This window comes from Erwinia sp. GW821-FHT03D09, assembly GCF_059420805.1.
This window is the reverse complement of sequence record NZ_JBWKUK010000031.1, coordinates 1-22,327: the sequence shown is the minus strand read 5'-3', so window position 1 is coordinate 22,327 and position 22,327 is coordinate 1. Positions and strand designations below refer to the sequence as shown.

General features: G+C 52.4%; 21 protein-coding genes, 1 other RNA gene and 1 pseudogene. 15 read left to right on the top strand and 8 right to left on the bottom strand.

Annotated features, from left to right (window positions below):
• From AC07U6_RS21810 to AC07U6_RS21785, 6 genes are all read left to right on the top strand, one after another.
• A partial coding sequence (locus tag AC07U6_RS21810) for a ClpB D2-like domain containing protein (protein ID WP_494764846.1) occupies positions 1-249 on the top strand: 249 nt, incomplete at its 5' end.
• Positions 250-436: 187 nt separating this feature from the next.
• Complete coding sequence (gene lon / locus AC07U6_RS21805; protein WP_494761764.1) at positions 437-2,791, top strand: endopeptidase La; 2,355 nt, start codon at positions 437-439, stop codon at positions 2,789-2,791.
• 222 nt (positions 2,792-3,013) lie between these two features.
• Positions 3,014-3,286: a nucleoid-associated protein HU-beta gene (gene hupB / locus AC07U6_RS21800; protein ID WP_494761765.1), complete on the top strand. Its 273-nt coding sequence runs from the start codon at positions 3,014-3,016 to the stop codon at positions 3,284-3,286.
• A 258-nt stretch (positions 3,287-3,544) separates the two neighbouring features.
• Positions 3,545-5,416 carry a peptidylprolyl isomerase gene (ppiD, locus tag AC07U6_RS21795; RefSeq protein ID WP_494761766.1) on the top strand — a complete coding sequence of 624 codons (1,872 nt, stop codon included), beginning with the start codon at positions 3,545-3,547 and terminating at the stop codon, positions 5,414-5,416.
• 139 nt (positions 5,417-5,555) lie between these two features.
• The gene (locus AC07U6_RS21790; RefSeq protein ID WP_494761767.1) at positions 5,556-5,921 is read left to right on the top strand and encodes a ComEA family DNA-binding protein; all 366 of its coding nucleotides are present in this window, start codon (positions 5,556-5,558) and stop codon (positions 5,919-5,921) included.
• Positions 5,922-6,029: 108 nt separating this feature from the next.
• A complete protein-coding gene (locus AC07U6_RS21785) occupies positions 6,030-6,437 on the top strand; it encodes an acyl-CoA thioesterase (RefSeq protein ID WP_494761768.1) in 408 nt (135 codons plus the stop codon).
• 115 nt (positions 6,438-6,552) lie between these two features.
• Here the strand turns inward: AC07U6_RS21785 and queC are convergent, their stop codons facing one another.
• Together queC and AC07U6_RS21775 are read right to left on the bottom strand one after the other, a co-directional pair.
• On the bottom strand, positions 6,553-7,248 hold the full coding sequence (queC, locus tag AC07U6_RS21780; protein WP_494761769.1) for a 7-cyano-7-deazaguanine synthase QueC: 696 nt from the start codon (positions 7,246-7,248) through the stop codon (positions 6,553-6,555).
• Positions 7,249-7,315: 67 nt separating this feature from the next.
• Positions 7,316-9,016, bottom strand: coding sequence for an SgrR family transcriptional regulator (locus AC07U6_RS21775; protein ID WP_494761770.1), 1,701 nt, complete (start codon positions 9,014-9,016; stop codon positions 7,316-7,318).
• Between the two features lie 100 nt (positions 9,017-9,116).
• On the opposite strand from AC07U6_RS21775, the gene cof reads away from it, so the two are divergent.
• On the top strand, positions 9,117-9,938 hold the full coding sequence (cof, locus tag AC07U6_RS21770; RefSeq protein ID WP_494764441.1) for an HMP-PP phosphatase: 822 nt from the start codon (positions 9,117-9,119) through the stop codon (positions 9,936-9,938).
• 50 nt (positions 9,939-9,988) lie between these two features.
• On the opposite strand, the gene AC07U6_RS21765 is transcribed toward cof, so the two are convergent.
• Positions 9,989-10,915 carry a DMT family transporter gene (locus tag AC07U6_RS21765; RefSeq protein WP_494761771.1) on the bottom strand — a complete coding sequence of 309 codons (927 nt, stop codon included), beginning with the start codon at positions 10,913-10,915 and terminating at the stop codon, positions 9,989-9,991.
• 103 nt (positions 10,916-11,018) lie between these two features.
• Between AC07U6_RS21765 and AC07U6_RS21760 the strand changes: the two genes are divergently transcribed.
• From AC07U6_RS21760 to amtB, 5 genes are all read left to right on the top strand, one after another.
• Positions 11,019-11,492 carry an Lrp/AsnC family transcriptional regulator gene (locus AC07U6_RS21760; RefSeq protein ID WP_494761772.1) on the top strand — a complete coding sequence of 158 codons (474 nt, stop codon included), beginning with the start codon at positions 11,019-11,021 and terminating at the stop codon, positions 11,490-11,492.
• A gap of 40 nt (positions 11,493-11,532) precedes the next feature.
• Complete coding sequence (locus AC07U6_RS21755) at positions 11,533-13,305, top strand: SmdA family multidrug ABC transporter permease/ATP-binding protein (protein ID WP_494761773.1); 1,773 nt, start codon at positions 11,533-11,535, stop codon at positions 13,303-13,305.
• Positions 13,295-15,058: a SmdB family multidrug efflux ABC transporter permease/ATP-binding protein gene (locus AC07U6_RS21750; RefSeq protein ID WP_494764442.1), complete on the top strand. Its 1,764-nt coding sequence runs from the start codon at positions 13,295-13,297 to the stop codon at positions 15,056-15,058. The genes AC07U6_RS21755 and AC07U6_RS21750 overlap by 11 nt, the downstream gene beginning before the upstream one ends.
• A 273-nt stretch (positions 15,059-15,331) precedes the next feature.
• Complete coding sequence (gene glnK / locus AC07U6_RS21745; protein WP_105590813.1) at positions 15,332-15,670, top strand: P-II family nitrogen regulator; 339 nt, start codon at positions 15,332-15,334, stop codon at positions 15,668-15,670.
• Positions 15,671-15,689: 19 nt separating this feature from the next.
• Positions 15,690-16,991, top strand: a complete 1,302-nt coding sequence (gene amtB / locus AC07U6_RS21740; RefSeq protein ID WP_494761774.1) for an ammonium transporter AmtB — start codon at positions 15,690-15,692, stop codon at positions 16,989-16,991.
• A gap of 172 nt (positions 16,992-17,163) precedes the next feature.
• Here the strand turns inward: amtB and tesB are convergent, their stop codons facing one another.
• The gene (gene tesB, locus AC07U6_RS21735) at positions 17,164-18,024 is read right to left on the bottom strand and encodes an acyl-CoA thioesterase II (RefSeq protein WP_494761775.1); all 861 of its coding nucleotides are present in this window, start codon (positions 18,022-18,024) and stop codon (positions 17,164-17,166) included.
• A gap of 224 nt (positions 18,025-18,248) precedes the next feature.
• On the opposite strand from tesB, the gene AC07U6_RS21730 reads away from it, so the two are divergent.
• The gene (locus tag AC07U6_RS21730; RefSeq protein WP_494761776.1) at positions 18,249-18,806 is read left to right on the top strand and encodes a YbaY family lipoprotein; all 558 of its coding nucleotides are present in this window, start codon (positions 18,249-18,251) and stop codon (positions 18,804-18,806) included.
• Between the two features lie 45 nt (positions 18,807-18,851).
• Here the strand turns inward: AC07U6_RS21730 and AC07U6_RS21725 are convergent, their stop codons facing one another.
• Positions 18,852-19,166 carry an MGMT family protein gene (locus AC07U6_RS21725; RefSeq protein WP_494761777.1) on the bottom strand — a complete coding sequence of 105 codons (315 nt, stop codon included), beginning with the start codon at positions 19,164-19,166 and terminating at the stop codon, positions 18,852-18,854.
• Between the two features lie 242 nt (positions 19,167-19,408).
• Here AC07U6_RS21725 and ffs point away from each other — a divergent pair.
• An RNA gene (ffs, locus tag AC07U6_RS21720) (signal recognition particle sRNA small type) lies at positions 19,409-19,505 on the top strand.
• Positions 19,506-19,783: 278 nt separating this feature from the next.
• Here the strand turns inward: ffs and AC07U6_RS21715 are convergent.
• Positions 19,784-19,987, bottom strand: a pseudogene (locus tag AC07U6_RS21715) (integrase core domain-containing protein); the annotation flags it as partial.
• 361 nt (positions 19,988-20,348) lie between these two features.
• Between AC07U6_RS21715 and AC07U6_RS21710 the strand changes: the two are divergent.
• Positions 20,349-20,729 (top strand): hypothetical protein, encoded by a 381-nt coding sequence (locus tag AC07U6_RS21710; protein WP_494761778.1) that lies wholly within the window; start codon positions 20,349-20,351, stop codon positions 20,727-20,729.
• Here the strand turns inward: AC07U6_RS21710 and AC07U6_RS21705 are convergent.
• Both AC07U6_RS21705 and AC07U6_RS21700 read right to left on the bottom strand, forming a co-directional pair.
• The gene (locus AC07U6_RS21705) at positions 20,717-21,553 is read right to left on the bottom strand and encodes a DUF4225 domain-containing protein (RefSeq protein WP_494761779.1); all 837 of its coding nucleotides are present in this window, start codon (positions 21,551-21,553) and stop codon (positions 20,717-20,719) included. The genes AC07U6_RS21710 and AC07U6_RS21705 overlap by 13 nt on opposite strands.
• Before the next feature lie 2 nt (positions 21,554-21,555).
• Positions 21,556-22,035: an Hcp family type VI secretion system effector gene (locus tag AC07U6_RS21700; RefSeq protein WP_494761780.1), complete on the bottom strand. Its 480-nt coding sequence runs from the start codon at positions 22,033-22,035 to the stop codon at positions 21,556-21,558.
• Positions 22,036-22,327 lie beyond the last annotated feature (292 nt).

Genomic DNA, 22,327 nt, shown 5'->3' with positions numbered 1-22,327 from the left:
CTCGAAGGGGTGGATCTTGAGTTTCGCGATGAAGCGCTGACGGCGATTGCGAAAAAGGCACTGTCACGTAAAACCGGCGCGCGCGGTCTGCGTTCCATCGTTGAAGGCGTGCTGCTGGATACCATGTACGATCTGCCTTCAATGGAAGACGTGGAGAAGGTGGTGGTAGACGCCTCGGTGATTGAAAACAACGGCGAGCCTAAACTTATTTACGGTAAACCGGAAGCGCAGCAGGCTTCTGGCGAATAAATAACCAAATCTTTCCGTCAGTTAACCGAAAAGGGGGAAAATCTTCCCCCTTTAACTTTTCTGGTAACCCCAACGTTGAATCTATTCCATTCATCCCCATATACTCAAATACCTGTGGGTAAACCGCTTCTGTTAAGGATGATGCGGTTCCCCTTACCTGGCGGAAACTAAACTAAGAGAGAGCTCTATGAATCCTGAGCGTTCTGAACGCATTGAAATCCCTGTGTTACCGTTGCGTGACGTAGTGGTTTATCCGCACATGGTCATTCCGTTGTTTGTTGGTCGTGAAAAATCGATTCGCTGCCTTGAAGCCGCCATGGATCATGACAAAAAGATCATGCTGGTCGCTCAGAAAGAAGCTTCAACGGATGAGCCGGGCATTAACGATCTCTTCTCTGTCGGGACCGTCGCCTCCATTTTACAGATGCTGAAACTCCCGGACGGCACGGTGAAAGTGCTGGTAGAGGGTTTACAGCGTGCTCATATCACGACTTTATCCGACAACGGTGACCATTTTGCCGCGCAGGCAGAGTACCTTGAGTCCCCGGAAATTGAAGAGCGCGAGCAGGAAGTGCTGGTGCGTACGGCGATCAATCAGTTTGAAGGTTACATCAAGCTGAATAAAAAGATCCCGCCTGAAGTGCTGACTTCGCTCAACAGCATTGATGATGCTGCGCGCCTGGCTGATACTGTTGCGGCGCACATGCCGCTGAAGCTGGCTGACAAACAGTCCGTGCTGGAAATGTCCGACGTTAATGAGCGTCTGGAATATCTGATGGCGATGATGGAGTCGGAAATCGACCTGCTGCAGGTTGAGAAACGCATCCGTAACCGCGTTAAAAAGCAGATGGAAAAAAGCCAGCGTGAGTACTATCTGAATGAGCAGATGAAGGCCATTCAGAAAGAGCTGGGCGAGATGGACGATGCGCCTGACGAAAATGAAGCGCTGAAGCGTAAAATCGATGCGGCCAAAATGCCGAAAGAGGCAAAAGACAAAACTGAAGCCGAACTGCAGAAGCTGAAGATGATGTCGCCGATGTCGGCAGAAGCCACCGTGGTGCGTGGCTACATCGACTGGATGGTTCAGGTTCCGTGGAATGCGCGCAGCAAGGTGAAAAAAGATCTGCTAAAAGCGCAGGAAACGCTGGATACCGACCATTTCGGCCTTGAGCGAGTGAAAGACCGCATCCTCGAGTATTTAGCCGTACAGAGCCGCGTCAGCAAAATTAAAGGTCCGATCCTGTGCCTGGTGGGGCCTCCGGGCGTGGGTAAAACCTCGCTGGGGCAGTCAATCGCTAAAGCCACCGGCCGTAAGTACGTGCGTATGGCGCTGGGTGGCGTGCGTGATGAAGCGGAAATTCGCGGTCACCGTCGTACCTATATCGGTTCTATGCCGGGCAAACTGATCCAGAAAATGGCCAAAGTCGGGGTGAAAAACCCGCTGTTCCTGCTGGATGAGATCGACAAGATGTCTTCGGACATGCGTGGCGATCCGGCTTCAGCGCTGCTGGAAGTGCTCGATCCCGAGCAGAACATTGCCTTTAACGATCACTATCTGGAAGTGGATTACGATCTCTCCGATGTGATGTTTGTGGCAACGTCTAACTCGATGAACATCCCGGCTCCGCTGCTTGACCGTATGGAAGTGATCCGTCTTTCCGGTTATACCGAAGACGAAAAGCTGAACATCGCCAAACAGCACCTGCTGCCGAAGCAAATCGAGCGTAACGCGCTGAAGAAAAATGAAATTTCAGTCGATGACAGCGCGATTGTTGGCATCATCCGTTACTACACGCGTGAAGCGGGTGTACGTAGCCTTGAGCGCGAACTCTCAAAACTGTGCCGTAAGGCCGTTAAAACGCTGCTGATGGATAAATCGAAGAAACATATCGATATCAACGGCGACAATCTGAAAGATTTCCTCGGTGTTCAACGCTTTGACTATGGCCGTGCCGACAGCGAAAACCGCGTGGGCCAGGTAACCGGTCTGGCGTGGACGGAAGTGGGCGGCGATCTGCTGACCATTGAAACCGCCTGTGTACCGGGTAAAGGCAAGCTGACCTACACTGGTTCTCTGGGTGAAGTCATGCAGGAGTCAATCCAGGCGGCGCTAACCGTCGTGCGTGCCCGTGCTGATAAGCTGGGTATCAACGGTGACTTCTACGAGAAGCGTGACATCCACGTTCACGTTCCTGAAGGAGCAACGCCGAAGGATGGCCCAAGCGCAGGTATCGCCATGTGTACCGCGCTGGTCTCCTGCCTGACGGGTAATCCGGTGCGTGCTGATGTGGCCATGACCGGTGAGATCACGTTACGTGGCCAGGTGCTGCCGATCGGTGGTCTGAAAGAGAAACTGCTGGCAGCGCACCGCGGCGGAATCAAAACGGTACTTATTCCGGATGAAAACAAGCGCGATTTGGAAGAAATTCCGGATAACGTGATTGCCGATCTTAAAATCTATCCGGTGAAGCGTATCGAAGAAGTTCTTGAGCTGGCCCTGCAAAATGCCCCTTCCGGCGTGCAGGTTGTCACCGAAAAATAGTGATTTAAGATAAATCGCCGTAAAACGAGGGCTGGCAGGTGAATTGTTACTTGCCAGCCTTTTTTTGTCCGGCTAATTTAGGATGCTGTTAAGCCAGTCCTGGCAACGATTGCCGATGGTAATGGCTCAACAAGTTAGGTTCGCGGTCATAATAAACGACAGCACATACGTTGCTGGCAGGGTGCCAGTTACGGTGTGAAAAATAAAAGAGGGGATGATTAGGTGAACAAGTCACAGTTGATCGACAAAATTGCTGTAAATGCAGATATTTCCAAAGCTGCAGCCGGACGTGTACTGGATGCGTTTATTGCCTCTGTTACTGATTCTCTGCAGTCTGGTGACGAAGTGGCGTTGGTAGGATTCGGCACCTTCTCCGTGCGCGAGCGTTCAGAGCGTACGGGTCGTAACCCGCAGACAGGTAAAGAAATTACTATCCCTGCGGGCAAAGTACCGGGCTTCCGTGCCGGTAAAGCGCTGAAAGACGCCGTTAACTAAGCAATATGCTGCCGTCGAAACAGATTTCTTTGGCGGAGTGAGGATCGCCAGAGCGTTCTCATGTAACATACAGGCACATCATCAGATTGATGTGCCTTTTTTTATGATTCAGTGACATTCGCATAATGCGGTTGTCTACAGGATGTAACTCCCTGGAGTCACTGGAGTTGCAGCAATGCATGGCGTTGCACGTCCTCGGGAACGCGGGACGATAGCGCAAGGTTTTACATTCACACTACAGCGGAGTGTTGTCACACCATGATGGACAATTTACGCGCGGCCTCGAATCATGTCGTGCTCAAAATTATACTGGGTTTGATCATCCTGTCCTTTGTTCTTACTGGCGTAGGCGGATACCTGACGGGCGGCAGCGGGGATTATGCTGCCAAGGTGAACGGTCAGGAAATCAGCCGTGCTCAGCTTGAGCGAGCTTTCAGCAACGAGCGTGCGCGTCAGCAGCAGATGCTGGGCGAACAATTCTCCGAACTGGCAGGTAACGAAGGCTACATGCAGCAGATGCGTCAGCAGGCGCTTTCGCAGCTGACCGATGAAATTCTGCTGGACCAGTATGCAAAAAATATTGGCCTTGCAATTAGCGACGATCAAATCAAGCAGGCAATCTTCACTCAGCCCGCGTTTCAGACCGACGGCAAATTTGATAATGCCAGGTACCTGGGTCTGATTGGCGATATGGGCTTCTCGGCCGATCAGTATGCTGAAGCGCTGCGCAAGCAGCTGAGAACTCAGCAGCTGATTAAGTCCGTTACCGGTACCGACTTTGTTTTGGGTAGCGAAAGTGATGCGCTGGCCGCGTTGATTTCCCAGCAGCGCCTGGTGCGTGAAGTGACGATTAACGTCGGCGAACTGGCGGCAAAACAGACCATCACGCCTGATGAAATTAATAACTACTACCAGCAGAATAAAAGCAACTTCATGTCTCCTGAGCAGTTCCGCGTTAGTTATATCAAGCTGGATGCGGCAAGTATGCAGGAACCCGTAAGCGAGAGCGAAATCCAGGGCTGGTATGATGAACATCAGCAGGGTTACACTCAGCCGCAGCGTAACCGCTACAGCATTATTCAGACCAAAACCGAAGCCGAAGCGCAGTCGGTGTTGGATGCGCTGAAAAACGGCGGTGATTTTGCCACGCTGGCAAAAGAGAAATCGGCCGACCCGATCTCTGCTCGTCAGGGTGGCGATATGGGCTGGCTGGAGCCGGATACTACCCCTGATGAGTTGAAAAACTCAGGCCTGAAAGACAAAGGCCAGCTGTCAGGGATCATCAAATCGTCAGTTGGCTTTATTATCGCTCGCCTGGATGATATTGAGCCGCAGCAGATTAAAGCCCTGGCCGACGTTCGTGATGATATCGCGGCAAAAGTGAAGCAGGAAAAAGCCGTTGATGCTTACTATAAGCTGCAGCAGAAAGTCAGCGATGCGGCAAGTAACGACACTGAGTCACTGGCGGGAGCGGAAGAAGCGGCCGGCGTTAAAGCGGTGGAAACGGGCTGGTTCAGCCACGATAATCTGCCTGCCGAACTGAACTTTAAACCGGTTCAGGAAGCGATCTTCAACGGCGGCCTTGCAGGGGATAATGGCGCACCGGGCCGGAACTCAGACATCATCACCGTTGACGGCGATCGTGCTTTTGTTCTGCGTATCAGCGAGCACAAGCCTGAAGCTTTTAAGCCACTGGCAGAGGTGACCGCGCAGATTACCGATACCCTGAAGCAGCAGAAAGCGCAGGCGGCAGCGAAGTCGCAGGCCGATAAGCTGCTGGCAGATCTCAAAGCCGGTAAAGGCGATGAGGCACTGAAAGCGGCTGGCCTGAAATTTGGTGAAACCCAGACGCTGACGCGTACCGGGCAGGACCCTCTGACACAGTCTGCCTTTGCGCTGCCGCTGCCGGCAGCAGGCAAAGCCTCTTACGGCGTGGGTGAAGATATGCAGGGCAACGTTGTGCTGCTGTCGCTGGATAAGGTACAGACTGGCGAAATGCCGGCTGCACAGAAAACCGCGCTGGTACAGGGCGTAACGCAGAATAACGCACAGATTGCCTTTGAGGCGCTGATGACTAACCTGCGTAAAGAAGCCAAAATCAAGTACGGTGCGGCTGCTCAGGCACAGTAAGCCTCGCAAACTCACTGCAACTGATTGCAACACGAAAGGCCGCTTATGCGGCCTTTTCCATTTCTGAAATCTGCCGTTTGCCGCCTGAAAGGCACTGACGTAGCTTGGTGATGCTGTCAAACACATGGAGGAAAACAGCATGTTTAAATCAATGCTTCAGGCGCTTTCACTGGCATTCGGTATGGCGCTTATCACACCAGCCCTGGCGACAGGCAATACAGGGGCACCAAAGGATGTGAAGGCTGAAACCAGAACGGAAGTGAAAACGCTGACCACGCATGCGGCAGGTAAGAAGGGAGACGATGCCACAGGGCAGGTGAGCATTAACAGTGCGACCGCCCAGGAACTGGCGGCTACGCTGAACGGCGTCGGGCTTAAAAAAGCCGAATCGATCGTCAGCTATCGAGATAAATATGGTCCTTTCAGCCAGTTAGACCAGCTGACCGAGGTTCCGGGAATTGGCAAAGCACTGGTCGAACGTAATTTGACACGAATTAAACTGTGATCCGTTTCGCGAGTCGGGCACGTCGGCTGCAAAGCAGATGTTCCGGCTGCTAATCTCTTAGAGGTCATACCAGTTGGTGTGACCTTTTTTACTCGGAGAGCGAAAGCAATGCAGACCACCATCAAAGTTCGTGGTTATCATCTTGATGTTTATCAACATGTTAATAACGCGCGCTATCTGGAGTTTCTTGAGGAAGCTCGTTGGGCCTGGCTTGAAGAAACTGAAGCCTTTCTCTGGATGACGACAAATCATCTGGCGTTTATCGTGGTGAATATCAATATTAACTATCGTCGGCCCGCAGTGCTTGGCGATGTCCTGCTGGTCAGCAGCAAGGTGCAGCAGCTGAACGGTAAAAGCGGAGTGATTGCGCAAACGGTAACGCTACAGCCCGGCGGCGAGGCGGTGGCCGATGCACTGTTAACCTTCGTCTGCATTGACCTGCGCACTCAGAAAGCGCAGCCGATGGAAGGGGAACTGCGTCAGAGACTGGAGGCGATGCTGGAGCTGAGTGAATAAAGTACGATGTTTTTACTTATTCAATTAAACGGTAAACGGTTTAACATCATCATTATTCGTTTCTTCGGCCTGTTGGCAGGGTTCACCGGGCGGTGAGCCCGGTTGTCACCGCTTGTTAAACCAGGCCGGTTTTCGTTTTCATCGCCTGCATCACAGCGGTGGCATTATGTTGGTATTCCTGCAGACCGTTAGCCCGCAAATGGCAGGCTGCACAATCGCCGCAGCCATCACCCTGAATACCGTTGTAGCAGGTCAGGGTTTGTTCGCGGACCAGTTTAAGCTGCTGCCAGTAGTCGGCCAGCGCCCAGGTTTCCGCCTTGTTCAGCCACATCAGAGGTGTTTCAAAGCGGATATCGCGCGCCATGCCCAGCGATACGGCATGGTTGAGGGCTTTTACAAACTCATCGCGGCAGTCAGGATAGCCTGAGAAATCGGTTTCGCACACGCCGGTAATCACCGCTTCGGCTTCCACCTGATAGGCATAAATAGCCGCCAGCGTCAGGAAGAGAATATTGCGCCCCGGTACAAAGGTACTCGGCAGACCGCTACTGGCGGGGTCCCAGGTGGGTACCGGGATGTTATCGCGGGTCAGGCTGCTGACCGCCAGTTCGTTAAGCAGGGTGACATCCAGCACCTTGTGCGCACGAGCACCCAGCGACAGTGACAGCCGCTGAGCAACGTCAATTTCTGCCCGATGCCGCTGGCCGTAATCAAAGGTCACGCAGTGAACTTCGTCATATTGCTCAAGGGCCTGGATCAGGCAGGTTGTGGAATCCTGACCACCGCTGAATACTACGACTGCACGTTTCATACTTACTCTTCCTGATAATGTTCTGCCCGCTATGGTACTGCCTGAATCGATAGAAAGGTAGTTTCACTCATTCAATGGCTACCGGCGGTGGGAGCCACGCGCGGGAAAAATCAAACCAGCCCCACGCATTAAGGCGTATCCCCTCGACGTCCGGCGGTGCACTGACCTGATAGCGATAGTTAAACAGCGGCGTAATGGCAGCCTGGTGCATCAGTTTTTTAAACACGGCATGCATCGCATCGTGCCGTCCGGTCGCGTCAGCATGCTGCTGAAGTTCGTTCAGTGACTGCAATAGCTTCTGCCACTGCGGCTTGCCGATAATTGCCGGCCACAGCGGATCGAGCCGCAGCCAGCTTTCAAGGGTAAATACCGGCGCTTCACCGATCAGGCGATCGCCCATCACCAGATCGGCCTCCGCCAGCGAAGGATAATCCTGCCAGTTTTTCGCCGGGTGAAAGTGCAGGCTGAGGCGGCAGCCTTGCGCTGCCAGCAGCTGCTGAAGCCGGATGGCCATTGCGTGCAGTTCTACCGGCAGATGGTAATGCAGGCTTAACGTCGCGGGGAGTACCGTTTGCCGATCGGGATTCCATTGCGGAATATGCCAACCCGGAAGCATCTCATTGCTGGGGGAAATCAATCCTTCTTCCAGCGGCAACTGCTCGACCAGCCCCGACTGGTGTACCAGCGCCATAATGTGTTGTGCCTGTGCGGCGTTGAGTCCGGCGCGCTGTCCAATAGCCAGGTAACAGAACCCCAGGCTGATACGCTGGCTCACGGGTTGTAGCTGCGCGAGGTCCTGCTGTGCCCCTATCGCTATCTGCACCGGATGGCGGCAGCTGGTGCCGAGTTCGCGGTCAAAAAGCTGCGGCGCGATCCAGTATTCAACCGCCTGCATGAGAGGATGGACGCCGTGATACCACCCGTGGCTTTCCAGCCTGACCAGCATTGTCGAGTTGGCGATCAGCCGCCACGGGCCTGTACCGATATCAGGATTGTCGGGATGGGGTAAAAGGCAGCATACGCTGGCCAGCCGGTGAGCAAGCCAGTAGTCCGCCTGATGCAGATCGATGCGCAGGCAGAGCGCATGGGCTTGAGATACGCGCTTCACGCTGGCGAGCATCCGCTCTCCGGTCGGGCTGGCAAGAATATTTTGCAGCGTCTGCTGCAGCTGTTGTGCGGTTACCGCTTCGCCGTGGTGCCAGCGTAGCTGAGGCCGCAGGAAGAAAAACCAGCTCAGACCATTGTCGCTAATCTGCCAGTGGTGGGCCAGGTCGGGGATAGCGTCATCACCGGCCAGGCGGCTTAGCCCCGAGAATACCTGCTGGGCCAGGTGCTGCTCCGCACGCCCGGCCAACACCAGCGGGCGCAGAGGGTCCAGCTTGCGGTAGTAGGGGATACGCAGCGTCGGCTGATTATTCTGCCACTGGCCGCCAAGAAACGGCTGAAGAAGCTGGCTGAGCTGCTCGGTAGCGAGCGGCACCAGCTGCAGGGCATGCTGCGGTTGCCCTCTGTCCAGCTGTTGCAGCATCATTTCGCTACGCAGCGCTTCAGGTGTGCGTAAAAAGGTCAGGGTTCCACGCTTGCCGCGTCCTGGGCTGGCTTCCCATCGCAGCCAGCTGGCTTCCTGCCACTGATTCAGCAGTGTACGGACGTGGCGTTCGCTACAAAAGCAGCAGGTGGCTATTTCGTTCACGCTGGATGACAGAGGTTGGCCTTCGCTGCGCTGCCAAAGCCGCTGGTATTGATTTAACCGGTTAATTTCACGCATCAGCCTAAACCCGGAACAGTTTTCTAAAAGTATTCACTATTTGTTCCGCAAATACCAGGAGATACTTGCCGACAGATTAACCACCTTTGCCGGAGTGATTATGGTTCGCCTTGCTGCATTTGATATGGATGGAACGTTGCTGTTACCGAATCATCAGTTTGGGGAGCAAACTCTGTTGAGCCTGAGATCGCTGCAGGCGCACCCGGTTCAACTGGCCTTTGCTACCGGTCGCCACTTCCTGGAAATGCAACCGCTGATGCAGCAGCACAATCTGCCCGCCTGGTTAATCAGCGGCAACGGGACCCGCGTTCACGATGCGGCGGGCGGTCTGCTGTTTGGCTCCGATCTGCCACCGTCAGTTGCCCGTCAGGTGATCCACAGCCACTGGCAGACTAAAGCGAGTCTGCACGTTTTCAACGATGACGGCTGGTTTACCCAGTTTGATGAACCTGAAATTTTAGACGCGCATCAGCTCAGCGGCTTTAGCTACCATATTGCCGATCCGCGCACGCTGGCGGAGCATCAGGTCACTAAAATTTGTTTTCTCGGCGAGCATGAGGATTTGTGCCAGTTGCTGATTCAGCTGCGTGAGGCGCTTGGAGACAGCGCTCATCTCTGCTTTTCTGCCAGCCACTGCCTGGAGGTGTTACCGCTGGGCTGTAATAAGGGATCGGCGCTAACCCGGCTCACCGGACATCTGCAGATTGAGATGGCGACCTGCATGGCTTTTGGCGATGCGATGAACGATCTGGAAATGCTGAATCAGGTTGGATATGGCTTTGTCATGCAAAATGCGATGGCGCAGCTGAAAGCACAGCTACCGCATTTACCGGTTATTGGAAATTGCGCGACGCAGGGAGTGTCGCATTACCTCAACCACTGGCTTAACACACCACATCTCGACTATTCCCCCGAATACTGAGACCCGTTTTCCAGTGTGCCGGACAAGATGTCCGGCTTTTTTATTTGTATTCAGCGCTGTATTTCTACGGGCACAACCACTTTGCGTTTTTGTGCCGCGCCGCGATACAGCGTGAGTAAAATCCCCAACAGGAACGGCAGCAGCAGCAGTAAGGATTCGCGACTGATGCTGCTGCCGTTAAGCAGATTTTCCAGTGCGATAGCGATCAGCGGGAAGACCAGAAATACCAGCGAGGCCTGGAAAGGCCGCGCGACCTGTTGCAGGGCGAAGTAGCACAGTATCCCCCCGACACCCGCGACGAATCCCAGATAAGCAATAGCCATCAGCGCCTCGGGAGCAAACGCGTGAAAATCCGGTGATTCGCTAAGGCCGGTCAGCGTTAACAGCACCCCCGCACCCAGGCAGGGAAGGGCGTTGTAGCTCAGAACGGAAATCCCGGCGCAGCGTTTTTTACACTGTACGTACATCAGTGCGTGGATCAGCACCGCCGCCACCAGCGCCAGAATGCCCTTCAGCTGGCTTACGCCATTAGCCTGGGTTTCATGCCACAGAATGGTGCTCAGTGCGCCAAGACTGATTGCCAGCCCCAGGAGCTGCTGAAGCGATGTTTTTTCCCGCAGAAACAGCAGCGATGCTGCCAGCACCGCCGCAGGCATGGTGGCAAAGATAATCGCCGCCAGGCTGGAAGATGTGTAACGCTCACCGTAGATCATCAGCGTAAAGGGAATGGCAAAGTAGAACAGCATAACGCAGAGCTGGAAACCACGTTGACCGACGGGAAACAGCAGCGGGGCGCGACGATAGTGCGCCAGTAGCAGGAGTAGTGGTGCGGCACACAAAAAACGCAAACCGGTTGCGAAAACCGGAGGAACCGTGGCCACGGCGATTTTCATCGCCATCCATGTTGTCCCCCATGTCAGGGCAACGGCGGTAAAAAGCCCGGCAATGATCAGGTTACGGTAAATATTTTTGTTCATCGTCATCATCCCTGAAGTGGTCTGGAGAGATGTCAGATTAACTAAACCATCGGGGAAAAGGTTGCTATAATTATGCTGTCTGCACACCTGATGAGAGAAAATTTTGCTACCAAACCAGCTTGATAAAAAAGACCGCATGCTGCTTAACCTGCTGCAGCAGGACTGCATGCTCTCGCTTCAGGCACTGGCCGATGCGGTCAGCCTGACTACCACGCCCTGCTGGAAGCGCTTGAAAAGGCTTGAGGATGAGGGCTATATTCGCGGCCGGGTTGCGCTACTTGACGGTGAAAAACTGGGTCTGGGACTGACGGCGTTTGTGCTGATAAAAACTCAGCAGCACAGCAGCAGCTGGTTTCAGCAGTTTGTGACGCTAGTTCAGGCGATGCCTGAAGTGATGGGTTTTTACCGTATGGCGGGAGAATATGATTACCTGCTGAAGGTGCAGGTCGCCGATATGAAAAGCTACGATGGCTTCTACAAACGGCTGGTCAACGGTATTCCAGGCCTGATCGATGTTACTTCGAGTTTTGCCATGGAAGAGATAAAATACACCACCGCTTTGCCGGTTGCCCCCTGAACGGCAACTGTCTTTTTTCGGTCGATAATCAGGATGCTTTGTGCGACTTTTCAGCCAGCTAAGTTGGTATTTCCTACGCGAATGGCGGCGCTACGTGGGCGCCGTTCTGTTGCTCATCGTCATTGCGCTGCTGCAGTTACTTCCGCCCCATATCGTTGGCACCATTGTTGACGGCGTTAGCCAGCAGCAGATGAGCCATCAGCGGCTGCTGGTGTGGGTGGGTGTCATGTTGCTTACCGCCGTGGTGGTCTACTTGCTGCGTTACGTCTGGCGCGTGCTTTTGTTTGGTGCCTCCTACCAGCTGGCGGTGGAGCTGCGTGAAGATTTCTATCGCCAGCTCAGTCGCCAGCATCCTGAATTCTATTTACGCCACCGCACCGGTGACCTGATTGCCCGTGCGACTAACGATGTTGACCGCGTGGTCTTTGCCGCCGGGGAAGGCGTTTTGACGCTGGTGGACTCACTGGTGATGGGCTGTGCCGTGCTGATTGTGATGAGCACGCAGATCAGCTGGGAGCTGACGCTGCTGGCGCTGCTGCCGATGCCGGTGATGGCGCTGGTGATCAAACGCTACGGCGATCAGTTGCATAACCGCTTCAAGCTGGCGCAGGCGGCTTTCTCATCGTTAAACGATCAGACTCAGGAGAGTCTGACCAGCATTCGGATGATCAAAGCTTTTGGCCTGGAAGATCGCCAGTCGGCGCAGTTTGCCGACATCGCCCGGGATACCGGGGAAAAAAACCTGCGCGTCGCCCGGGTTGATGCGCGCTTTGATCCAACGATTTACGTGGCGATTGGCCTGTCGAATCTGCTGGCGATCGGCGGCGGTAGCTGGATGGTCTGGCATGGGGAAATAAGCCTGGGCCAGCTGACCAGTTTTGTGATGTACCTCGGCCTGATGATTTGGCCAATGCTGGCGCTGGCATGGATGTTCAACATTGTTGAGCGCGGCAGTGCCGCGTGGAGCCGTATCAAAGCGCTACTGTCGGAAGCGCCAACGGTCACCGACGGCGAGACAATTCTGTGGGAAGGGCGCGGGGAGCTGGAGGTCGCAATCGGCGAGTTCCGCTATCCGGCCGCCGCTCAGTCTTCATTATCGGACATTCATTTCAGACTGGCACCGGGACAGATGTTGGGGCTGTGCGGCCCGACCGGCTCGGGTAAAAGTACCATGCTCAGCCTGATCCAGCGCCATTTTGATATCGATCGCGGGGATATCCGCTACCACAGTACTCCGCTCACCGAACTGCAGCTGGACAGCTGGCGTAGCCGCCTGGCGGTTGTCAGCCAGACGCCGTTCCTGTTCTCCGACACGATTGCCAACAACATTGCACTTGGCAATCCGGGCGCCACGCAGGATGAAATCGAGCAGGCGGCGCAGCTGGCTTCCGTTCATGAAGATATCCTGCGACTGCCGGGGGGATACGATACCGAAGTTGGGGAACGTGGAGTGATGCTGTCCGGCGGACAAAAACAGCGTATTTCTATCGCGCGCGCGCTGCTGCTCAATGCCGAAATTCTGGTACTGGATGACGCGCTGTCGGCCGTCGATGGTCGTACCGAGCATCAGATCCTGCACAACCTGCGCAGCTGGGGTGAAGGGCGTACTATTATCATCACTGCACACCGACTCTCCGCGCTGACCGAAGCCAGTGAAATTCTGGTATTACAGCATGGCAAAATCGTCCAGCGCGGCAGCCATGAACAGCTGGTCGCCGCCAGCGGATGGTATCGAGATATGTATCGCTATCAGCAGCTGGAAGCTGCGCTGGATGAAGATGAATCAGAGCGGGAGGTGCCGCATGGCGAATGAAAACCGGCGGCTGTGGCCCACGCTTAAACGACTGCTCTCCTATGGATCGCCATGGCGCAAATCGTTGATTCTGGCGGTGTTGATGCTGTGGGTAGCAGCCGCGGCGGAAGTGTTGGGACCGGTGCTGATTAGTTACTTTATCGACAATATGGTGGCAAAACATCGTATGCCGCTGGGCCTGGCAGCCGGTCTGATAACCAGCTTCCTGTTGCTACAGCTACTGGCTGCGGCGCTGCATTACTGGCAGTCACTGCTGTTTAACCAGGCCGCCGTTGGCGTGGTGCAGCGCCTGCGTACCGACGTGATGGATGCTGCGCTGCGCCAGCCGCTCAGCGCGTTTGATACTCAGCCGGTCGGGCAAATTATTTCCCGCGTCACCAATGATACTGAAGTGGTTCGCGATCTGTATGTCACCGTGGTGGCAACCGTACTGCGCAGCGCGGCGCTGGTGGGAGCGATGCTGGTGGCGATGTTCAGCCTGGACTGGCGTATGGCACTGATCGCGATAGCTATTTTCCCGGCAGTGCTGATCGTGATGCTGATTTATCAGCGCTACAGCACGCCGATTGTTCGCCGGGTGCGCAGCTATCTGGCAGACATCAATAACGGCTTTAATGAAGCAATCAACGGTATGAGCGTTATCCAGCAGTTCCGCCAGCAGGCGCGGTTTGGTGAGCGTATGGGGGCCGCCAGCCGTTCGCACTATCTGGCGCGGATGCAGACGCTGCGGCTTGATGGCTTCCTGCTGCGGCCATTGCTCAGCCTGTTTTCCGCGATGATCCTGTGTGGCCTGATGCTGCTGTTTGGTTTTTCGTCGGTGGGGGCGATAGAAGTCGGGGTACTTTATGCCTTTATTAATTACCTTGGCCGCCTTAACGAACCGCTTATCGAGCTGACGACTCAGCAGTCGATGCTGCAGCAGGCTGTGGTGGCCGGTGAGCGCATCTTCGAGCTGATGGATGCGCCGCGCCAGCCCTATGGGGATGACCCGCAGCGGCTGTCCAGCGGCAGCATTGCTATTCGCGACCTGACTTTTGCCTATCGCACCGGTAAGCCGGTACTGAGCGATATTAATCTGGAGGTGGCCCCGCGTGATTTCGTCGCGCTGGTTGGTCATACGGGGAGCGGTAAAAGCACGCTGGCCAATTTGCTGATGGGCTACTATCCGCTCAGTAAAGGTGAAATCCTGCTGGACGGCCGCCCGCTGGAATCACTCAGCCATGCCTCGCTGCGCCAGAGCGTGGCGATGGTGCAACAGGACCCGGTGGTACTGGCGGAGACCTTCTTTGCCAACGTTACGCTGGGGCGGGATATCAGCGAACAGGCGGTCTGGCAGGCGCTGGAAACCGTGCAGCTGGCTTCCCTGGCGAGAAGTATGAGCGACGGCATATACACCCGTCTGGGCGAGCAGGGGAATAACTTGTCGGTTGGGCAAAAACAGCTGCTGGCGATGGCGCGGGTGCTGGTGGCAACGCCGAAGATCCTGATCCTGGATGAAGCTACCGCCAATATCGATTCAGGTACCGAGCAGGCGATTCAGAAGGCGCTGCGGGCTATACGCCAGCAGACCACGCTGGTGGTGATTGCTCATCGCCTTTCCACCATCACCGAGGCTGATACAATCCTGGTACTGCACCGCGGGCAGGCAGTGGAGCGCGGCAATCATCAACAGCTGCTGGCTGCGCAGGGGCGCTACTGGCAAATGTACCAGCTACAGCTGGCGGGCGAAGAGCTGGCTGCCGCAGAAAGCTGATCTTCACTCAGCAGAGTCTGCACCAAATTCAGGCGAAAAAGTAACCATTGCCCTGACTTAATGCACTGAGCCAACACACAACGCACCGTTAAGGTGCGTTTTTTCTATACTCCTCTTACAGGCTTTCTGTTCGCGACATCCCATCCCAGGCTGCGCCTCAGAACCGTACTGACTAATCACCTGAAAGCTGCCTGTTTTTCATTTCTGGCACAGCCTTTGCTTTAGTAAATCCGTGTTCGTGAAACAACCGTATTCAATACTGGAGGGGATCGTATGAAGCTGGTTACCGTGGTAATCAAACCGTTCAAACTGGAAGACGTGCGTGAAGCGCTGTCATCTATCGGCATTCAGGGTCTGACCGTGACGGAAGTTAAAGGTTTTGGCAGACAAAAAGGGCATGCAGAACTTTATCGCGGAGCTGAGTACAGCGTTAACTTCCTGCCAAAAGTAAAAATTGATATTGCGATTGCAGATGACCAGATCGATGAAGTGGTTGATGTAATTAGCAAAGCCGCCTACACCGGCAAAATTGGTGACGGGAAAATCTTTGTTGCAGAACTGCAGCGGGTGATCCGTATTCGTACCGGCGAAACTGACGAAGCAGCACTGTAATTCGGGGCTAAGAATTGTGATGGGATGGGATAAAATGAAGAAACTCGCTAAGTTTGGCCTTGCCAGCATTGCTCTGTTACCGTCGCTTGCCATGGCTGCCGCACCGGCGGTAGCGGATAAAGCCGACAACGCTTTTATGATGATCTGCACCGCGCTGGTGCTGTTTATGACAATTCCGGGCATTGCGCTGTTCTACGGCGGCCTGATCCGCGGTAAGAACGTGCTGTCCATGCTGACCCAGGTGGCGATGACTTTTGCCATGGTCTGCGTTGTATGGATGGTTTACGGTTATTCTCTGGCCTTCAGCGAAGGCAATGCGTTCTTCGGCAGCTTTAACTGGGCGATGCTGAAAGGTATTGCGCCAACGACGCTGATGGGTTCTTTCTACCAGTATATTCATGTTGCGTTCCAGGCTTCTTTTGCCTGTATTACCGTGGGTCTGATTGTCGGTGCTATTGCTGAGCGTATCCGCTTCGCAGCCGTGCTGATCTTCGTACTGATCTGGCTAACCTTTGCTTACTTGCCAATTGCACACATGGTCTGGGCAGGCGGCTTCCTGGCTCAGGATGGCGCGCTGGACTTCGCTGGCGGTACCGTTGTTCACATCAACGCCGCGGTAGCGGGTCTGGTCGGGGCATACCTGCTGGGCAAACGTGCAGGTTTTGGTAAAGAAGCCTTTAAACCGCATAACCTGCCAATGGTGTTCACCGGTACGGCGATCCTGTACTTCGGCTGGTTTGGCTTCAACGCCGGTTCTGCGGGTTCCGCGAACGAAATCGCCGGTCTGGCCTTCCTGAACACTGTCGTAGCAACGGCTGGTGCCATGCTGACCTGGACCTTCGGTGAGTGGGCGCTGCGCGGTAAGCCTTCGCTGCTGGGCGTCAGCTCCGGTGCAATTGCGGGTCTGGTAGCGATTACGCCAGCCTGTGGTTACGTTGGCGTTGGTGGAGCTTTGATTATCGGTCTGGTGGGCGGTCTGGCTGGCCTGTGGGGTGTGACCACCCTGAAGAAATGGCTACGTGTAGATGACCCATGTGATGTGTTCGGTGTTCACGGTGTCTGCGGTATCGTTGGCTGTATCCTGACCGGTGTATTCGCTTCATCTTCACTGGGTGGCGTAGGATATGCAGAAGGCGTGACCATGGGCCATCAGGTTTGGGTACAGCTGGAAAGCGTTGCGCTGACTGTCGTCTGGACCGCCGTTGTCGCATTCATTGGTTTCAAAGTGGCGGATATGATTGTCGGTCTGCGTGTTCCAGAAGAGCACGAGCGTGAAGGCCTGGACGTCAACAGCCACGGCGAGAATGCTTACAACCAGTAATGGGGTAAGTGAAAGAAGGAAAGTAGTGCGCTAAAAATAAAAAAAACGTGCGGGCCATTATGGCCCGCTTTTTTGCATACATCTCAGTAACACCGCAAACTCTCAAACCGCAAGTCCAGCAGTACGTCCGTGTTTTGGCCGATCCCCGTAATCATTATCGTCTGTGGTTGCTTTACTCGCGCTGGCGTATCACGCCTTCCTGCACTGTCGAAGCAACCAGTGTCCCCTGTTGGGTGTAAAACTCGCCGCGAACGAAGCCACGCGCGCTGGAAGCCGAAGTACTCTCCACGCTGTACAGCAGCCACTCATTAAGGTCAAACGGACGATGGAACCACATGGAGTGGTCGATGGTAGCGACCTGCATACCCGGCTCAAGGAAGCCTTTACCGTGCGGCTGCAGTGATACCGGGAGGAAATTGAAATCGGACACGTAGCCAAGCAAATACTGATGAATCCGCTTATCTTCCGGCATGGTGCCGTTCGCGCGTATCCACAGGTGACGATACGGTTCGTCCACATGTCCTCTCAGCGGGTTGTGGAACTTCACCGGACGGATTTCAAACGGCTTTTCCGACAGGAACTTGTCGCGATAGGGCTCGGGGATATGTGGGGCAAGTTTATGTGCGATTTCGTGTTCGGAAGGCAAATCATCAGGTCCCGGGACCACCGGCATGGTTTTCTGATGCTCAAAGCCGCTTTCCGGCCCCTGAAATGAGGCGGTCATATAAAAAATCGGTTTGCCGTTTTGAACCGCTTTTACCCGCCGGGCGCTAAAGCTGTTGCCGTCCCTCAGGTTTTCCACATCGTAAATAATGGCTTTCTGGCTGTCGCCTGGGCGCAGAAAGTAGCTGTGAAAGGAGTGGATAATACGTTCGCTGGGAACGGTCTGTTTGGCTGCATAGAGCGCCTGGCCGACAACCTGGCCGCCGAATACCTGGCGCAGGCCAAGATCTTCACTTTGCCCGCGGAATAAGCCCTCTTCCAGGCTTTCCAGATCGAGCAGATTTAATAAATTTTGCAGCGCCTGGCTCATATGCGGCTTCCTCTTAAAAATTTCAGTGCTCAGTTTGCGAGATCCGACCAGTTAGCGTCAACGCCTGTTTGTGGGATCTGCGCAGTTCGTACGGAAAGAATGAAAATAGCTGGTAACAGGAAAAATCCAGCAACATGTGCCAGAATTAAAGCCTTACGGGCAGTAAAGCTCTGCCCCAGAACGGCATTATCGCGCCGAAGGGATCAAAAAAGGAGAAGACATCCATGAAACTCTGGTTTGTATTGAGCAGTGCCGCCCTTGCGGTGGCAATCTCTGGCTGTGCGGACAAGAGCAAAGATGTGCCGACACCGACTCTGGGTTCGCAGGTACAGGGACAACAGGTCGTTATCCAGCAGCCAAACGTGAGTGGTACGGTGTGGATTCGCCAGAGGATTGCACTGCCGCCTGATGCAGTGCTGACGGTCACGCTGTCAGACGCGTCCCTGGCCGATGCACCGTCGAAGGTGCTCTCGCAGCGAGTTACGCGTACCGAAGGCAAGCAAGCCCCGTTCCAGTTCGTGCTGCCGTTTAATCCGGCGGATGTCCAACCCGGCGCACGGATTCTGTTAAGTGCAGCCGTTACAGTCAATGGTAAAATGCTGTTTATTACCGATACCGTGAAGCAGGTGGTCACTACGGGCGGCACGCGACAGGATCTGACGCTGGTGCCGGTACCGTCAATGCCACTTCAGGCACAGGACGGGGCGGCCACCTCGGTGCCTTCAACGTCGCCTACACAGGTTACACCTTCCTCGGCGGTGCCAGCGCCCACCTCATACTAATCTGATGGTTCTGGCGCTTGTTAAAACGCCCCTGCGGGGGCGTTACTAAGGCTTCCAACGATAGCGCTTCAGATCGACTTTACCCTCTCGCGATACCTCAATCCCTTCCGCCTCCAGCGCAAGCCGCTGTCGGCTTAAATCGTTCCCTGTAAGTGATATCTCACCGAGTCGGTTAATCACTCGATGCCAGGGCAGCTTGCTACCCTCCGGCAGGCGTTTCAGCACGCCGCCAACCTGGCGAGCCGCTTTGGGTGAACCCGCCAGATGGGCAATCTCTCCGTAGGTGGTGACGGAACCGTAGGGGATAGCCGCGAGGATCTGAAAGATGCGCTGGCGAAAGTTATCGTGTTCTGTGTCCAAATTCACTCCCTGGGCATAGCTGTAAACGGGAACCAGCCGCGAAGCCGTTCAGCAAGGAGACAGTATAAAGGACAGGGGCTGATATTTAAGCAGATTAATCAGCGCGATTTGGCAAGTAGTGAGGGAATATCACCCGTATTGTGCAAGAAACAAACGGTCATCGGGGGCTGGCTTGCAATTGGCCTGGGGTTCATTGATAATGCGCCTGCGCTTCGGTTATCCGGGGCCGTCAATGGGGGCCCTGTTGGTTCTCCCGCAATGCTAATTTGTGAATTCGGTCAGGTCCGGAAGGAAGCAGCCGTAACAAGTGACGCGTGTGCCGGGATGTAGCTGGCAGGGCCTCCACCCAATTCTGAGTAAGTACTTCATTCTTAATGATATAAAGTACTTAATCCATGCCTAACAAGCTTAAGTGGTACAACTTTTGTGTATCGCTATAGGCTCATCATGTTTCTCATGCTCTCTCGTCACGGTATCTGGTACTACAGAAAAGTTAACATTCTTCCAAATGGTCAACGTCGTGAATTTCGTCGATCTCTTGGAACTCGTTCTAAATGTGAAGCGTTAAAGTGTGTAGAACGCTTTTATTGACCTGCTCCCAATATTAGATACAACCTTCAGTTAGTAATGTCGGTTTGTTGACCTTCTAATTTTCCATTTCTCCAGCTTGCTGCAAATTCAGCCGGCGTCTGGTAATTCAGCGATGAATGAGGTCTGGACTCGTTATAGTCCTGCCGCCAGTCATTAATGATTTTCCGGGCATGAAGAATATCGTTGAACCAGTGTTCATTCAGGCATTCATCCCGAAAGCGACCGTTGAAACAAGTACAAGGGATTACCTACGCAAGTAAAAAGCGGAGTGTTTTTTATATTAAGAAGAATTCAAATGCAATGGATAAAAATAGAAGTGTATCAATATTTGCACGACGGTGTGGGTTGTATGATCTGGTATCCTTGTCTTTTAAGTACCGACTATACAAGGTCTGTCCGTATGATATTGCTGTGCGGTGAAAAAGATGAAGATTACACTAAGCCATAAAATGTCATCTAAGACAACTATCCATGAGAGTAAAAAATATGTTTGACAGTCTAAAATTTAAAGCTATTTGGTTTTTGTTAATGATTTTATTTTTTTCTTCAGTTATACTAACTTAAAATAGAATAAATCAATGAGGCGGATAAATGAGGCAACGTAGTATAGTCTCTAAGAATGGTTTTTCTTATAAAGAATTGTTAAAATTCAAGAAAGACTTTTTAGAATATAAAAAAGAACTAAAAAGATTAGGAGAAGAGGATAGCCGAAAAATGTCATTCGTCGATTCTATAGTTGTAGTGTCGAAAGAGTCAGCTAAAACAATTTTTACTTTAGTTACTATATCCATTCTTTATGTCATTGGAACTACTTTTTTTGATACAAAAGAAACTTTATTTGTCGTTCCATTTTTTGCTGCCTTTATTTTATGGGAGATATATAATAATGCTAAAAAGGACAACCACAGTATAGTAACTGAGCTTAAATTAATTAAGCTCGGTTTCAAGCTAAAGATAAATCAATTCTCCTGATATTTGTAGCCTTCATCCCCATATAATAGTGAGAATTTATGAGCGGTAGAACCAAGTTGATATATTCTCATGGCATTGCTTGCATTAATCCATTTAGGTACGTAGTCTCTGTTTACATAATTAAAAAGCCTTCCTGTCCCAGGCTTTTCAAATAATAAAGGACTCGCCAATCTATTTTTGTTCTGGGTTAAAACAGGCATTCTATATGCGGAATACAATGTGGCTATAAAATCAACTGTTCCATAAGCAAAATCACCATCATACTTATCCCCACCTAAATATTCAGCACCTAGTCTATATAAGTGTCTAACCCAACCAACTCGCTGGTTTTCAAATAGAATAGGTGATATCGATTCAAATGTATTATTTGTTCCATTTGCAATTAATACTACCCCAATAGATTTCATGTGCCTAAAATGCATCGTTTGGCCAAGTTTCGTAATTTTCCAACCCATATATGTCTGAAGTAATCCTGAGACAACTCCTCCACCTATTTTGGCATATTTAACTACACCTTGATCTTCAAATATTTCTGTAACGATGTACTTGGTATAACTTCCTTGCCTTAGTATCTGATATTCGCGAGTAGCTAGCTCACTTTCAGCACGCATTTCATAAATTAATTTCATGCGTTCATTGACATCAAAAGTGTTCTTGAATCGTCTATTAATATCGTTTATAAAATCATCAACTTCTCTGAGGTATTCTCTTCTTACTTGGTAGTTTTCAATAAAATAGGTGGAGGCTAGTGTGGCAATACGTCTTAGATCCACAGCATGCCTATCTAAATCGTACTTCAAGTGAGCTATTGCAGTAGTACCCATGATTAATACACCCTATCATCCCAGATACTATACGCACTTGTTCCAGCCATAACATGTTCCCAAGTGATGGATTCGTATTTGAAAGAAATACTCTCATCAGATTGAACCTCATTGTGTGTCAATGAGTTAGGACTAAACATTCTAATTTCGCTTAACGTTGCATCAGTTAGCTTTATTTTGAAGAAAACCTCCAGCCCACCAGAAGGGTTCATTCTGTAAAATACGAACTCGCACGTCAGGCGTTCATTCTGGTTCATTGCTAAAGCTAAGAGTGGGGTCGCTTTATCGATGGGCTTTCTGATTTGGAGAGGGTGAAGTTGAACGTTACTTTCACGAGTCATAAGATTAAGTAGTTCAAGAATAAGGATCTGATCCTCATGCCCTTTTTGGTACTTATTTCCTATTGAATCAGAAGTTGAGCACCCCGCAGAGATCAACCCTTGCTTGTCACCCTTGATGGTTCCGTAAATTATATTAGCCATGTAGTTCCCTTACATTAAGTACAGAAAAATTTATAATGCATAGGTTCTGTTTTGGAATCCAGTACCCAAACTACGTTGTATTATTCATGTGGATTTTTTAATTGCAGTTCATTCATTGACTGTATTGGTTGATTGAAGGTACTGAATAATGAATGTATATTGAAACTTAATACTACCAGAAAAGAATGGGCTAGCGTGTTTGTAAGTATCCCACCAAAACGGCCCATTCACTTTTAGAGATCTTCCGACATACTGACTATGTCCCCTGAGGAGATCGCTATGCGTAAGATAC